The sequence below is a fragment of the Clostridium sp. YIM B02569 genome (genome assembly GCF_022320765.1).
GTDB classification, from domain to species: Bacteria; Bacillota; Clostridia; order Clostridiales; family Clostridiaceae; genus Clostridium; species Clostridium beijerinckii.
The window spans coordinates 13,832-28,417 of sequence record NZ_JAKJJX010000035.1 but is presented as its reverse complement, the minus strand read 5'-3'; the positions used below and the strand labels follow the sequence as shown (position 1 = coordinate 28,417).

General features: G+C 30.7%; 13 protein-coding genes. 12 read left to right on the top strand and 1 reads right to left on the bottom strand.

From position 1 onward, the window contains the following. Positions 1 to 147: 147 nt before the first annotated feature. Positions 148 to 1,254, top strand: a complete 1,107-nt coding sequence (locus L3B96_RS24145; RefSeq protein WP_238948785.1) for a DUF3810 domain-containing protein — start codon at positions 148 to 150, stop codon at positions 1,252 to 1,254. Between the two features lie 34 nt (positions 1,255 to 1,288). On the opposite strand, the gene pknB is transcribed toward L3B96_RS24145, so the two are convergent. After that, the gene (pknB, locus tag L3B96_RS24140) at positions 1,289 to 2,776 is read right to left on the bottom strand and encodes a Stk1 family PASTA domain-containing Ser/Thr kinase (protein WP_238948784.1); all 1,488 of its coding nucleotides are present in this window, start codon (positions 2,774 to 2,776) and stop codon (positions 1,289 to 1,291) included. A gap of 422 nt (positions 2,777 to 3,198) precedes the next feature. Between pknB and L3B96_RS24135 the strand changes: the two genes are divergently transcribed. From L3B96_RS24135 to L3B96_RS24085, 11 genes are all read left to right on the top strand, one after another. Then, complete coding sequence (locus L3B96_RS24135; RefSeq protein WP_012058161.1) at positions 3,199 to 3,567, top strand: hypothetical protein; 369 nt, start codon at positions 3,199 to 3,201, stop codon at positions 3,565 to 3,567. A 166-nt stretch (positions 3,568 to 3,733) separates the two neighbouring features. Continuing rightward, on the top strand, positions 3,734 to 4,192 hold the full coding sequence (locus L3B96_RS24130) for a hypothetical protein (RefSeq protein WP_012058162.1): 459 nt from the start codon (positions 3,734 to 3,736) through the stop codon (positions 4,190 to 4,192). Between the two features lie 365 nt (positions 4,193 to 4,557). Next, positions 4,558 to 5,736 (top strand): iron-containing alcohol dehydrogenase, encoded by a 1,179-nt coding sequence (locus L3B96_RS24125; RefSeq protein ID WP_238948783.1) that lies wholly within the window; start codon positions 4,558 to 4,560, stop codon positions 5,734 to 5,736. A 200-nt stretch (positions 5,737 to 5,936) separates the two neighbouring features. Then, positions 5,937 to 7,214: an FAD-dependent oxidoreductase gene (locus tag L3B96_RS24120; protein ID WP_238900979.1), complete on the top strand. Its 1,278-nt coding sequence runs from the start codon at positions 5,937 to 5,939 to the stop codon at positions 7,212 to 7,214. Between the two features lie 276 nt (positions 7,215 to 7,490). Next, positions 7,491 to 7,850: a hypothetical protein gene (locus tag L3B96_RS24115; RefSeq protein WP_171788441.1), complete on the top strand. Its 360-nt coding sequence runs from the start codon at positions 7,491 to 7,493 to the stop codon at positions 7,848 to 7,850. Between the two features lie 276 nt (positions 7,851 to 8,126). After that, on the top strand, positions 8,127 to 9,281 hold the full coding sequence (locus L3B96_RS24110; protein WP_238948782.1) for a PucR family transcriptional regulator ligand-binding domain-containing protein: 1,155 nt from the start codon (positions 8,127 to 8,129) through the stop codon (positions 9,279 to 9,281). Positions 9,282 to 9,506: 225 nt separating this feature from the next. Then, on the top strand, positions 9,507 to 10,832 hold the full coding sequence (locus tag L3B96_RS24105; protein ID WP_238948781.1) for an aminotransferase class III-fold pyridoxal phosphate-dependent enzyme: 1,326 nt from the start codon (positions 9,507 to 9,509) through the stop codon (positions 10,830 to 10,832). Between the two features lie 13 nt (positions 10,833 to 10,845). Continuing rightward, on the top strand, positions 10,846 to 11,997 hold the full coding sequence (locus L3B96_RS24100) for an iron-containing alcohol dehydrogenase (RefSeq protein WP_238948780.1): 1,152 nt from the start codon (positions 10,846 to 10,848) through the stop codon (positions 11,995 to 11,997). Between the two features lie 72 nt (positions 11,998 to 12,069). Next, positions 12,070 to 12,903 (top strand): ABC transporter ATP-binding protein, encoded by an 834-nt coding sequence (locus L3B96_RS24095; protein ID WP_077844120.1) that lies wholly within the window; start codon positions 12,070 to 12,072, stop codon positions 12,901 to 12,903. Positions 12,904 to 12,905: 2 nt separating this feature from the next. Next, entirely contained in the window at positions 12,906 to 13,682 is a 777-nt protein-coding gene (locus L3B96_RS24090; RefSeq protein WP_238948779.1) for an ABC transporter permease, read from the top strand. Positions 13,683 to 13,694: 12 nt separating this feature from the next. Further along, positions 13,695 to 14,462: an ABC transporter permease subunit gene (locus L3B96_RS24085; RefSeq protein ID WP_012058171.1), complete on the top strand. Its 768-nt coding sequence runs from the start codon at positions 13,695 to 13,697 to the stop codon at positions 14,460 to 14,462. Positions 14,463 to 14,586 lie beyond the last annotated feature (124 nt).

Genomic DNA, 14,586 nt, shown 5'->3' with positions numbered 1-14,586 from the left:
AATTATAAAAAGACAGTGAATTTGTGTTTATAAATTTACTGCCTTTTTTAGTATAGAATGTAAAAATAAAAAGTGATATTATAATGATATTGGAACTGATTTACAATATTAGAAGGTTAGTTTCTTAGTAAGAAAGGAATATTGAGAATGGGAAATTTACTAAAAAGAAAAAAGAATATATCAATTAAAACTAAGTTTATAACAAGTGGATTACTACTTGGATTCAGCATCCTTTTATTTGTAATGGCACGATATATATATGGATTTTCAAATTTCTATTACAAGTATATTTATTCAATATTGGTAAATACGCTTTCAAGATGTTTGTCATTAATACCATTTTCAGTATACGAAATAATATTATATGCTTTCCTTATATATATTCTTGTAAGAACAGTAAATTATACATATTTACTTTTTTCAAAACAACTTTCATTAAAAAAAATAATAATCAGAGTAACTTCAAATGTGCTTATATATATATCAGCATTTGTATTTTTAAATATAATGACTCTAGGGATAAACTCATTCAGATCAAATTTTGTTGAATTAACTGGATTAAAAGTGCAGGATAATTCAGAAGAAAAACTAATAGAACTTTGTGATTATCTAAAAGTTAGACTAAATGAATTAGATGGAAAGATAAAAAGGGGTGAAGATGGACTATTAAAGCTAGATTATGATGCAAGAAAAGAAGGAATAATCAGTATGGAACGTATAGGAGAAATTTATCCATCTTTGCAAGGTTTTTATCCAAATCCAAAGCCAGTTGTTTTTTCAAAACTTATGTCATATCAATTGTTGGAGGGAGAAACAACTTTTACCCTTGAAGCTAATTATAATAATGATATGCCCAGATGGAATGTTCCAAGTACAATTTGTCATGAATTGAGCCATGTAAGAGGTTTTAATAGTGAAGATGAGGCAAATTATATAAGTTTTCTAGCATGCGCTAACTCTAAAAATTATGAATACCAATATAGTGGATACCTTATGGCGTATTCTTACTGTATGAATGACTTATATTATTTCAATCAAGAGGCTTTTAAAAGAATAAATAATGAACTTTCAGATAATGTAAAATTAGAATTAAAAAATGATTCACTATACTGGAACAATTACAGAGGTAAAATATCAAAGCTGTATGATAATGTATATGATAAGATACTAAAAGCTGGTGGCCAAACAGAAGGAATTAAAAGTTATAACGCTGTCGTGAAACTACTAATATCAGGATATAAAGTACAATTTTAATAAAAAATGACCAAGGAGATAAACTTTCCTTTGGTCATTTATTTTTTTGCTTTTTCTCTTTTTCTTTTCCATTTCCATTGCCGTTACCATTGCCATTATTATTGCTATTATTTTTTTTCGTTTCTGGTGCAGGTTGAGTAACTTTTTGTCCTTGGCTTATAATCAAATCTATCTTTCCACTTTTTTCATAAGATGTGCCAACAGTAGGAGATTGACTTATAACTAGGCCGCTTGATACATTATCGCTGTATTCATAACTGATATTTCCAAGTAAAAATTCATTATTATTTATAATAGATTCAGCAGTATCTTGAGATTTTCCAACTAATAGTGGTACTTGCCTTTTTTCACTTGGTTGCAACTTGTCATTATTCTCTTTACTAGTGGTTCCTAAAGTATTTTCTTCAATGCTGCTATTTATAGGAGAATCCTTATATCCTGTATTTTTAGATAATCCTCCATAGAAATACTTACCTAAGGCAAAGGCAGCAATACAAAAAGCAATTACCCCAATTGGTAAAATAACTTTTTTGGATTTACTTTTTAGGTTGTTTATATGTAACTTATTAGTGACGCTCTTTAATAGCACAGTTTCTTGTATTGGCTCTTTGCTCATAACCACAGTGGGATCAATTTCTTTATGTGTATCAATCATGACAGTTGAATCATCTATTAATGTGTTATTAAAGTCTATTTTTAAGTTAGGATTTTCTTTTAGTGAACTTAAAACATTAGCGAATTCTTTGGCTGATTTAAATCTATCGGCTGGATTTTTTTCTAAGGCTTTTAGAATTACTAAATTAATGTTTTCAGGTATATCTGCAATAAAATTCTTTGGCGGAATAACAGGTTCTTGTATATGCATAATTGCTACTGAAATAGACGTTTTTCCATTAAAAGGAACATTTCCAGTAATCATTTCATACATGACAATACCAAGAGCATAGATGTCAGTTCTGAAATCAACATATCCTCCTTTAGCCTGTTCTGGTGAAAAGTAGTGTACTGAGCCTATAATTTTATTTGAATTTGTTATTGTTGAAGAATTTGGAAGTTTTGCAATTCCGAAGTCTGTTAATTTTGCAATGTTATCATCTGAAATTAAAATATTATCGCACTTTATATCTCTATGAATTATATTATTTTTATGAGCGTATATTAAAGCTTCAGCCATTTGTAAAGATATATTTAAGGTAGTATCAGGGCTGAGTCGTACATTATCCCTTAATACTTGTTTTAATGTTTTACCATTAATATATTCCATAACAATAAAATTAATATTATTCTCTGAGCCAATATCATAAATATTTACTATATTTGGATGTGATAAACTTGCAATTGAATTTGCCTCTCTCTTAAATCTGAGAATAAATTCTTCATTATTGCTTAATTCTGATTTTAATATTTTTACAGCTACAAATCTATTTAATAAATGGCATTTTGCTTTATAGACAATTCCCATGCCACCTTCACCTATTTTTTCAAGCAACTCATACCTGTTTATAAGTAATGTTCCAATCATATATGTCCCCCTAAAACAGTTGTATATCTATTATATCATAACTAATTTTATATTTGTTTTCAAATAATAGCAAAGAAAAAAGAAGATTATTACAGGAAATATCATTTTATTTTAATTGATGATTTTATTTTATAGGAAAAAATGTCGTTTTCTTTCACATAAATATTTATTAGAGAATATATTATAAACATAGGAAGCGCATTAAATATTTTCATTGAAAATTCGTTGCTGATAAAGCATTGCATATGTGCATTAAAAGCGTTTTAAAGATACTCATTTGATTTTGGAGAACATATATCAACTTATTCTTTATGTTGAAGATATATTTTAATGATATATGTAACTATAAAAATTTAAAATGACCAAGTCAATATAAGTAACTTTTATTTCATTTTGAGTTTATATGCAAGGAGTTGTATAGAATGGAAAGATATGAAAATAAATGTAAGTGTACTAAGCATGACTGCGAATTATGTAGTACAATCAAATCAAAACCAGTTAATTTGGAAAAGCATGGTGCAAAATTAGTAACAGTAAAAATAAAAGTCAATAATGTTTGCTTAGGCAAAAAAGTAGCTATTGCAGCTATTTTATATGATGATTGTGATAGAATACTTGCATTCAAAGGATTTGTAACAATGGCACAGGAAGATCCTTGTGATCGTGATGCATGTGGAACTATCGAACGTAAAATAGTGTTCGTAATTCCAGATCATGAAGAATGTGATCCAGAAAGATTGAGAGTTCGTACCATAGGAAATTATATATATCCATGTGAACCCAATAAATAGGTAATTATAAAAAAGCAATTGTGGGATAAGTAAATGAAGCAACCCTGCAGTTGCTTTTTAGTATAAAGATTTAAAAAAGATATTTAGATATTCAAGATTTAGGAATAATAGTTTAAACATAGTGAAAAAATACCACTGAATAAAATTATAAAAGGAGGTATTTTTTATGAAGATAGAAGGTTACTTTAGTGGTATAAAAGCTGCTAATCAAGCTGTAGAAGCATTAAATAAAATAGGTATAAAAGATGCTGTGGCAGATATAAATGATCATTATACAAATGATAATCCAGGGCAAAACAGGCCAGGCACTGAAAGCAGTACAAATAGTTTGGCAAATTTAATACTATCTAACGACAATCCTACGGTTGATTCGGGTTACGGGCCAATGGCAGCTGCAAATCCAATGGTAAGCGGTATGGGCGGTTTTGAAGAAATAGCTGATGTAAATTATAAGGTGATTGTAAATACAGATGAAAATAATGCCGAAAGAGCAAAACAAATTATAGCTAAAGCTGGTGGAGAGTTAGACGATCCTAATTTTATAGTTCCTAGTGGGCTAGAGAATATAGGAATGGATGATCTAGTCACCAATATGATAAATGAAATGAATAACATCACACTCTAAAGGTCTTTACATAGAAAGATAAAAATCTAAAACTTAGAATGTTGGTAATATTTTAAATAATATCATTTATTTTAATATAAAACTTTAAGAGTGTATTTTTTATAATGCAATATCTTAAATTTAGTTTAGTAATATAATTTTAACTTATATGTGTTCAGTAATAAATTTTTATTTGAAGCTGTGATAGGTTACGTATTCAATTGATACTAACTTCTTGTAAGATGAATTTACTCTTGCAATCAAGAAGTTAGTTTTTTATTTTACAATTTTATTCATATATTTCTCTTGACTTAGAGCTGTCTCGAAGGAGTAATATATTATTAAAGAACTTAATACTAAATTAGAAATAAGGAAGTGCATTAATAATGAAGAATTTTGAATTTTATGCTCCTACGAGAGTGATTTTTGGAAAGGATTCAGAAAAACAGATCGGCACTATTATAAAGAATCAAAATTGTAAGAAGGTCCTAGTTCATTTTGGTGGAAGCAGTGCGAAAAAGTCTGGGCTTTTGGATAAAATTTTTGAATCTTTAAAGAAAGCTGAAATCGATTATGTTAGCTTAGGTGGAGTTGTACCTAATCCTAGACTTTCAAAAGTATATGAAGGAATCAATTTGTGCAAAAAGGAAAAGGTGGATTTTATATTAGCTGTTGGAGGAGGCAGTGTTATTGATTCAGCAAAAGCAATAGGATATGGCATAGCTAATGAGTGTGATGTATGGGATATATATAGTAAAAAAGTTATTCCAACTGGCTGCTTACCTGTTGGGGCAGTTTTAACTATTGCAGCTGCAGGAAGTGAAATGAGCAATTCATCAGTTATTACAAATGAAGAAGGATGGCTGAAAAGAGGATGTAATTCTGAGTATGCACGTTGTAAATTTGCAATTATGAATCCGGAACTTACTTATACATTACCTAAATATCAGACTGCCAGTGGAGCTACTGATATATTAATGCATACTATGGAACGTTATTTTACAAAAGAACAGAGCATGGAGATAACAGATAGAATTAGCGAAGGATTAATGAGAACAGTGATTCATAATGTAAAAATATTAATGAAAAATCCAAAAGATTATAATGCACGTGCTGAAGTAATGTGGGCAGGAAGTCTTTCGCATAATGATTTAACTGGATGTGGTTCAGTTGGCGATTGGTCATGTCATCAATTAGAACATGAACTTGGAGGTGTGTTTGATGTTGCCCACGGAGCTGGTTTGGCAGCAGTTTGGGGAAGCTGGGCTAGGTATGTGTATAAAAGTAATATAAGCCGTTTTGTACAATTCTCTGTAAACGTAATGGGAATAACCAATGACTTTTATAATCCAGAAAAAGTTGTATTAGAGGGAATAGAAGCAATGGAAAGTTTTTATCATTCTATTGATATGCCAATATCAATAAAAGAACTTGGAGTTAATTTGACAGATGATCAAATTGATGAACTAGCTTATAAATGTAGCTTCAAAGATACTAGAACCATAGGGGAATTCCAAAAACTTAATATGGAAGACATGAAAAAAATTTATATAATGGCTAGATAAAAATTATTTAAGGAATTATAGTCAGAGTTATAAATTTTTAAAGAGCCAAAAAGCAGACAAGATCAGCTTTTTGGCTTTTTTTATATGTTAATAAGTGGTGATAAATTTTTAGAGAATTTGATCAGTAAACATGATAAGACTCAACTTAGACAAAAAATTGAATACATATATAATAGATAACTATTTTAAAGGAGAATAAAATGAAGGTTATAATTATAGGTGGAGGATGGGCAGGGTGCTCTGCCGCATTAGAAGCAGTAAAATTAGGTGCAGAAGTTGAGTTATATGAGAGAACTGACTTGCTACTTGGAGTAGGAAATGTTGGTGGGATAATGAGGAATAATGGAAGATATACTGCTGCAGAAGAGCTGATAAATCTTGGTGCAGGTGATTTCATAAGAATTATGGATTCAATAGCAATTCATAAGAATATAGATTTCCCAGAACACAAACATGCATGGCTATGTGATATAGGTAAAGCTGAACCAATTGTCCGAAGATATTTAATAGAATGTGGAGTTAAAATATTTTTGCAAAGTAGAATAACAGATGTAAATATGGAAGGCAATAAAATAAAATCATTGGTATTATTTAATAAAGATATTATAACTGGAGATGTATTTGTAGAAACTACAGGCTCAACAGGATCAATGCCTAATTGTGTGAAGTATGGAAATGGATGCGTCATGTGTACATTAAGATGTCCTAGCTTTGGAGCAAGAGTTAGTATAAGCAGTAGAGCAGGAGTAAATGACTTAGTAGGAGAAAGAGCAAATGGAATGAAGGGTGCAATGAGCGGGTCTTGTGAATTTCCTAGAGAATCTTTATCAAAAGACATAATAAAAGAATTAGAGAAAAATGGAGTTGTAGTTATTCCTATACCTAAGGAAGATGTACATTTAGAAAAGTTAGAACAAAAGGTATGTCAGCAATATGCGACTTTAGAATTTGCAGAGAATATTATATTATTAGATACAGGACGCGTAAAGCTTATGACATCTCACTATCCACTAGATAAATTAAGGAAAATAAAAGGATTGGAAAATGTAGTTTATATAGATCCACTAGTTGGAGGTAATGGTAATTCAATTAGATATTTATGTGCTGCGCCTAGAAATAATTCAATGCAAGTAAATGGCGTTGAAAATTTATTTTGTGGAGGTGAAAAAAGTGGATTCTTTGTAGGTCATACTGAGGCTATGACTACAGGGGCTTTAGCAGGTTATAATGCAGTTCAATATTTGGAGAAAAAGCCTTTATTAGAATTGCCAAGAGAGCTTGCTACAGGTGATATTATTGCATATGCAAATGACAAAGTTAAGGAAGGAAAAATGAGTGAAAGATATACATTTTCAGGAGCAGAATATTTTGAAAGGATGAAAGATTTAGGATTGTATAGCATAGATAATGATGAAATAAGATCAAGAGTTAAAAAACTAAATCTAACAAATGTATTTTCAAAGCAATGTAAAAACTAAGTTTCTATAATTAAAAATATTAAATTTGGGGAGCTTTTATTAGCTTCCCAATAATTATGAATGAAAATAAGAATATAAATTCTATGAATTCATGTTATAATAAATATAAAATATGGTAATGTACATAAAGATTTATTTTTAAGGAATAATAACGCAATATTAAGTAAAAATAAATAAGGAATTATTAATGATAATTACGTCCTAAATAAAGAGAGATAACTTATTTAATTAAAACGTTATATCTAATTGGTTTAATACATTGTTATGGAGGATATTATGAAAAGTGTAGAAAAAGGAAAAAAGCTATTTTTATCCATGGTAATAGCAATATTAGCTGTAAGTATAGTTACAACTGCATTTAGCTATTTTATGCAAGGAAACATAGGAATAATTTCAGGACTAACTAGGACTGTAGTAGAAGCTATTCTCTTATATTTTATATTTAAAGGAAAAGCATGGGCTAAGATTATAATGATAATTTTGCTTATAATTGTCATTCTAGCGGCAGTTGCAGCAATTATGATTTCGCCTAATATAATGATTACTATTTTAATGGTAGTGTATATCTTTAGCGTATATATTATAGGAATATCGCCAAGTGTTAAAGAATATTTAAAGTCAATTAATAATAAGTAAAGCAATAAAATAAAGAGGTATTTTGATTTTTATCAAAGTGCCTCTTTATTTATTGCTTTAAGTAATATGGTTAGAATTTTTTTATGCAGAATACATCCGAATTATTTTATAGTAAATAGTACTAATTGTAAAACCAACTTAACTTTATTAAGTTTCTGTTTATAAATAAATAATATAAATAAGTTTTTGTATTATTTAATAAAATTTAATTAAAATAAAATTATGATATAATAGGCATAAAACTCTTATAGTTTTATATAAAATTGGGGTGATAATATGTCAATTACTGTAGGGAAATTATTTGGAAATGGGGCCGTTTTGTATCAAATGAAACTGCTAGCAGGACAGAAAGGTCTTAATAATCTAGTGGAATGGGTACATATTATTGAAAATGATGAGGTGAGTGAATTTCTTCATGGAAATGAAGTTGTCCTTACATCAGGCATTCTAAATGATGGCGATGGATGGTTGTTAGAATATACAAAAAAGCTATATGCTGCTCGGGCAAGCGCTTTTGTTGTAAATATTGGGCCATACACCAAGTCAATACCTAACGATGTTATAGAATATTGTGACCAAATAAAAATGCCTCTTTATACTATTCCATGGGAAACAAGAATGGTAGATTTAACACGGAATATATGTTATCGAATAATGCAAAGTGAGCAAGTAGAAATAAGTATAGCAAGTACGATTAAGAATATTATATTTAAAACAGGTGATATAGAAACATTAATTTTGCAGATGGAGAGATATGGGTATTTGAGAGACAGTCATTTCTGCTTTATAGTCATGTCCTTTGAACACAAAGAAGACAATCAATTAGAATTTGATATGAATAAAATTAAAATGTATTCAGAAAGATTAGCTAGAAGTATTCATGAATTATATATTTCATTTTCATATAAAGATTCTTGGGTTCTGGCTCTTGTGAATTATGGAAATTACGATGTCACTAATTTTGTTGATACTTTTTTTAAGAATTGGAATGAACCTTCATGGAAGGTTCATATGGGAATAAGTGAAAATAAAGCAGGTATTAAAATGCAGGCGGAGAATTTTAATAATGCTTTCACTGCAATGACGATGGCCAAAAAACAAGGCAAAGAAATGGTGTTTTATGATAAATTAGATATTCATAAATTGCTTTTAAATGCTAAGGATAAAGAAGTGCTTAAAGAATATTACAATGATACTCTAGGTAAGTTAGAAAAATATGATAAGGAAAATAATACTGATTTAATGAGCTTCTTATATATGTTTTTACAGAACAACGGTAGTCAAAGTCTTGTTGCTGAAAAACAATATATTCATAGGAATACAGTAAATAATCAGCTTAAAAAGATTGAAAAGATTACTGGATATAATCCATCAAATCTAGAAGAAAAACTACGATTTTATTTAGGTTTTTTTGTGAAGGATGTTATGTAGGCAACTTGGGACTTGTTATTTATATTAATGTGCCTAAATGTGCAGTTGCACAAATAAATTTAGTCACTTATTCATTGATATAACAGTTTTACTAGTATATAATAAAAACAACTTAAAGAAAAAACGAATTTAATAGAGATAACAGCAACGGAGCTTGTTCACTTGAATAAGTTCCGTTTTTTTATTTGAGGAAAATATTAAATGTATATGAGGGAGTGTATAAAGATGAATGGTGAAGAAATTAGGAGTACTTTAAAAGAATATAATTTACAATCATGGAGCAAACAAAGAAATTTAAATCCTATTTCAGTTGAAAAAGCTGATGGTATTTACTTTTGGGATTATGATGGAAATAGATATTCAGATATGTCGTCACAACTTGTTAATATGAATTTAGGTTTTGGAAATAAAGCGATTGGAGATGCAATAAAAGAACAAGTAGATAAATATTGTTTTGTAGGGCCATCTTATGGAGCTGAATCTAGAGCCAAGCTTGCAAAGAAGATCATTGAATTAATGCCTGATAATATGGGGAAGGTATTTTTTACAAATGCAGGTGCAGAATCAAATGAGAATGCTGTAAAGATAGCAAGAATGTTTACAGGTAAGACAAAGGTGTTCAGTCGTTATAGAAGTTACCACGGATCTTCGTTTGGTGCTGGTAATTTAACTGGTGAACCTAGAAGATATCAATTAGAACCTGGTATTCCAGGGTTCGTAAAATTCTTTGATCCATATATTTATAGAGAACCAATAGAATTCGAATCAGAAGAAGCCGCAACAAAATATTACTTGGCCAAGCTAAGAGAACAAATAATTTATGAAGGACCTGATAGCGTAGCTGCAATAGTTTTAGAGACTATAACAGGTTCAAATGGAGTTATCATTCCGCCAAGAGGATATCTTCCAGGAGTTAGAGCTTTATGTGATGAATTTAAAATCTTAATGATTTGTGATGAAGTTATGACAGGCTGGGGCAGAACAGGTAGAATGTTTGGTTTTGAGAATTTTGATGTAAAACCAGATATAGTAACTTTTGCAAAAGGTGTTACTTGTGGATATGTTCAACTTGGTGGAGTTGTAGTAAGTAAAGAAATAGCAGCTTACTTTGATGATAATTTATTATCTTGCGGACTAACTTATAGTGGACATCCCCTAGCGTGTGCAGCAGGTGTAGCGTGTATAAACTATTATGAAGAAGCAGGTATACTAAAAAATGTTAACGAAGTAGGTAGTGTACTTGGTGAAAAACTAGAAGAGATGAAAGCTTTTCACCCATCAGTTGGAGATGTGAGATATATTGGATTATTTTCAGCAGTAGAATTAGTAAAGGATAAAGGAAGCAAGGAACCCTTAGTACCATATGGAAAGGATCCGGAAGGAGTTATGGGGAAAATTCTAGGATTATTAAAGGAAAGAAAGTTTATGACATATACTCATGAGAACATGATACTTGTTGCTCCTCCATTAATAATTACAAAGGAGCAGTTAGAAGAGGAACTAGCTAAATTAGACGAAGTACTTGGAATTGTAGACAAACAATTTATCTAGATGAGGTGAGAAAATGGCATATGAATTTAGTTTACCAGGACGTACGATTATTGGAGATAATGCATTAGAATCAAGTGAAAATTTGATAAAATCCTTTGGAAAAAAAGCATTTATTGTATCTGGAAAAAATGTAACTAGAATTGGAACAGTTAAAGTTTTGACAGACTGTTTAAATAATTGGGGAATTGGATATGAAATTTTCAATGATATCATTGGAGAGCCTACTGATATAATGATTGAAAGTGGCGTAAAAGTTTATAAAAATGCTGAATGTGATTTCTGTATTGCCATCGGAGGAGGGAGTCCATTAGATAGCGGTAAAGCAATTGCTGCTATGACAAAATTAGAAGGTTCAATATCTGATTACATGGGAAAAACAATTGAAGGAGATTTTCCACCATTGGTTTTGATTCCAACTACAGCAGGGACAGGTTCAGAAGCTACCAAATTTACGGTTATTACAGATTCAAAGAGGAATATAAAAATGCTTCTAAAGGGAGAAGCATTACTACCTGATTTGGCAGTGATTGATTCCAAATTCTCAATGACATCACCTAAAAGCGTAACAGCGGCAACAGGAATGGATGCCCTAACTCATGCGGTAGAAGCTTATACATCAAGAAAAGCAAATTCCTTAACAGATACCTTTGCATTATCTGCAATCAAAAGAATTTTTGAGTTTTTGCCATTGGTTTATAAAGATGGTGAAAATAAAAAGGCTAGAGAAGAAATGGCTATTGCTGCATATGAAGCTGGCGTATGTATAAATAATTCTTCAGTTACCTTGGTACATGGCATGAGCAGACCAATTGGAGCTAATTTTCATGTTGCTCACGGAATTTCAAATGCTATGCTTATAAAGGAATGCTTATCTTATGTTTTAGATGGAAGCTATGAACGTTTTGGTGAAATAGGTAGAGCAATTAATGCAGCAGACGATAAGAAAAGTGATAAGGAAGCAGCAGAAGCTTTTCTAGAAAAATTAACAGAGTTATGTAACATATGTGAAATACCAACTTTAAAAGAGTATGGAATTAATAAAGAAGAATTCAATAAAGTCGTAGATAAGATGGCGCAAGATGCCATGAACAGTGGAAGTCCATCAAATACTATAAAAGAAGTTAAAAAGGAAGACTTATTAATTATATACAGTAAGTTATGGTGAATATGAAGTGATTGCAACGGTGCAAAACAAATAGTTTTGTACCGTTTTTTGTTTAAAAGGAGGCGTAAATCAATGAGTATGTTAAATGAAATAGATACAGAATTTGAAAGCAGAAATGTTTTTAGGACGAAAGAAGAAAAAGTAGAAATTAAAATTGAAGATTTAAGTATGGTTTACCAAGATAAGAATGGTGGAGAACCAGTAACAGCGCTTAAGAATGTTAATTTAGAAATCAAAGAAGGAGAATTTATTTCATTACTAGGTCCTTCTGGTTGTGGAAAGACAACATTACTTCGTATTATAGCTGATCTATTGCAACCTTCTTCAGGAAAAGTGATAGTACGAGGACAAAGCCCAAGAGAAATAAGACTTCAAAAGAAATATGGCATAGTATTTCAGAATCCAGTTCTATACGATTGGAGAACAGTAAGAAGAAATGTTTGTATGCCAATGGAGCTTCTAGGAATGAAGAAGCAGGATCGTACTTCAAGAGTTACGGAAATGCTTGATCTAGTTGGACTTACTAACTTTGGTACGCATTATCCTTATGAATTAAGTGGAGGGATGCAGCAAAGGGTTGGTATAGCAAGAGCATTAGCCATTAATCCGGAAATACTTCTTATGGATGAACCATTCTCAGCTTTAGATGAATTTACACGTGAAAAGCTTCATGAAGATCTTTTAGAAATATGGACAAAGACCAAAAAGACAGTAGTTTTTGTAACCCATAATATTTCAGAAGCAGTATTTTTATCGGATAAAGTTGTGGTTTTATCTCCACATCCAGGACGTGTTTCTGCTGTGATTGATATTGACATACCAAGACCAAGAAATATGGAGTCAAAACAGTCAAAACAATTTTATGATTATATAACCAAAATAAGAAATAGTTTTGAGGGGGTATGATTATGATTAGCAGGAAAGAGAAATATAAAGTTAATCTAGTTTGGGCTATAGGAATTTTTATAGCTTGGGAATTAGTAGCTTTCTTTCTAGAACGAGTGATGCATGATCCAATGGCTGGAGCAAAACTTCCTTATCCACATAGTGTCATCATATCAATAGCAGAAAATTTCACTGATTTAATGAGCGCGGCTGGACTTACTTTTTCAAGAGCTGTATTTGGGTTTGCACTTGGAGCTGCAATAGGATTTGTTTTAGCAATAATTATGAGTTTATCGAAAATAGCAGAAAAAATATCATTACCTTATTTAATAATATCACAAATGATACCTGTACTCGGGTTAGCTCCTATAATCTTTACTTTAGTCAGGGATATGAATACTTCTAGGATAGTAATTGCAGCATATATCACATTTTTCCCAGTTTCAGTAAATATGCTTAGCGGATTAAATAGTGTAGAAAGCGATAAAAAAGAATTGCTATACTCATATGCTGCAAAAAAGAAAAGCATATATTATAAGCTTATGATTCCATATTCAATGCCATATTTATTTGCTGGTTTAAAAATAGCGGCACCAATGTCAATAACAGCATCTATATTAGTTGACATGTTAGGTTCAAGCGGCGGAATTGGAGTGAAACTTTTATACTCGTTATACTCAGGAACAAAAGATGTATTCTGGGGATCAGTAGTTACCAGCGCTTTAATGGGGATTTTGAGTTATTTTATAGTAATACTATTCGAAAAAATTTGTATGCCTTGGAGAAAGCAGACTACATAGGGAGGTAATTTTATGAATGAAAAAATTAAAAATGTTTTATGGCCTTTAGGTTTTGGGATATTAATAATAATCGCATGGCAAGTTGGTATCATTCATGATGCATTAGGTTTTAAGCCCTTTCAATTACCAGTACCATCACAAATTATTAAAACTTTAAGTGACAATTTTTCTAAAGCTCTAACTGACACGATGATTACAGTTTCAGGGGCATTGGTAGGACTTGCTTTAGGATGCATAATTGGATTTATTGTCGCAGTGATAGCTACGCAGTTTCCAAAGTGGGGATATACAGGACTTAGTGTAATAGCAGCATTTAATGCAATTCCAATAGTTGCATTATCGCCCATTATGAATCGTTGGTTTACAAGTGGTTTTGCACAAAAAGTTGGTGTTGTAACGGTTGTATGTATGGCAGCTATGGCAATTAACTCCTATAGGGGATTAAATGATTTAAAACCATTTGCAAAAGATTTATTAGAGTCATATGCAGCACCAGAAAAAATTATATTTTTCAAGCTTCGTTTACCTAATTGTCTTCCGAGTGTTTTAACTGCATTAAAAATTAATGTGGCAGCAGCAATAATGGCGGCTATGATAAGTGAATACTTTGCAGCATCAACTTCAGGTATTGGTTTTGGAATTAAAGATAATTTAAGAAAAGGAATGATGGCCATGGGGTGGTCCTATATAGTAATGGCAGCATTAGTTGGGATTGTTTTATACTTAATTATTTTATTAATAGAACGTAGAACCATAAAATGGCATGCGTCACAAAGATAATACCAACTTTAAAATAGAAAAGTTTAGTTCAACCTAATATACTATTTGCTTTATAAGCAAAGTTGAAAGTCACCGATATCTCTTAGAACTTCAAGAGAACACACAGATGGCATGTATAAGATAA

Excerpts from the sequence above, each read along its gene's own strand:
- L3B96_RS24085 (WP_012058171.1), top strand. The coding sequence starts at position 13,695 with ATGAATGAAAAAATTAAAAATGTTTTATGGCCTTTAGGTTTTGGGATA.
- L3B96_RS24105 (WP_238948781.1), top strand. The coding sequence starts at position 9,507 with ATGAATGGTGAAGAAATTAGGAGTACTTTAAAAGAATATAATTTACAA.
- L3B96_RS24115 (WP_171788441.1), top strand. The coding sequence starts at position 7,491 with ATGAAAAGTGTAGAAAAAGGAAAAAAGCTATTTTTATCCATGGTAATA.
- L3B96_RS24120 (WP_238900979.1), top strand. The coding sequence starts at position 5,937 with ATGAAGGTTATAATTATAGGTGGAGGATGGGCAGGGTGCTCTGCCGCA.
- L3B96_RS24100 (WP_238948780.1), top strand. The coding sequence starts at position 10,846 with ATGGCATATGAATTTAGTTTACCAGGACGTACGATTATTGGAGATAAT.
- L3B96_RS24095 (WP_077844120.1), top strand. The coding sequence starts at position 12,070 with ATGAGTATGTTAAATGAAATAGATACAGAATTTGAAAGCAGAAATGTT.
- L3B96_RS24125 (WP_238948783.1), top strand. The coding sequence starts at position 4,558 with ATGAAGAATTTTGAATTTTATGCTCCTACGAGAGTGATTTTTGGAAAG.
- pknB (WP_238948784.1), bottom strand. The coding sequence starts at position 2,776 with ATGATTGGAACATTACTTATAAACAGGTATGAGTTGCTTGAAAAAATA.
- L3B96_RS24110 (WP_238948782.1), top strand. The coding sequence starts at position 8,127 with ATGTCAATTACTGTAGGGAAATTATTTGGAAATGGGGCCGTTTTGTAT.
- L3B96_RS24135 (WP_012058161.1), top strand. The coding sequence starts at position 3,199 with ATGGAAAGATATGAAAATAAATGTAAGTGTACTAAGCATGACTGCGAA.
- L3B96_RS24090 (WP_238948779.1), top strand. The coding sequence starts at position 12,906 with ATGATTAGCAGGAAAGAGAAATATAAAGTTAATCTAGTTTGGGCTATA.
- L3B96_RS24145 (WP_238948785.1), top strand. The coding sequence starts at position 148 with ATGGGAAATTTACTAAAAAGAAAAAAGAATATATCAATTAAAACTAAG.
- L3B96_RS24130 (WP_012058162.1), top strand. The coding sequence starts at position 3,734 with ATGAAGATAGAAGGTTACTTTAGTGGTATAAAAGCTGCTAATCAAGCT.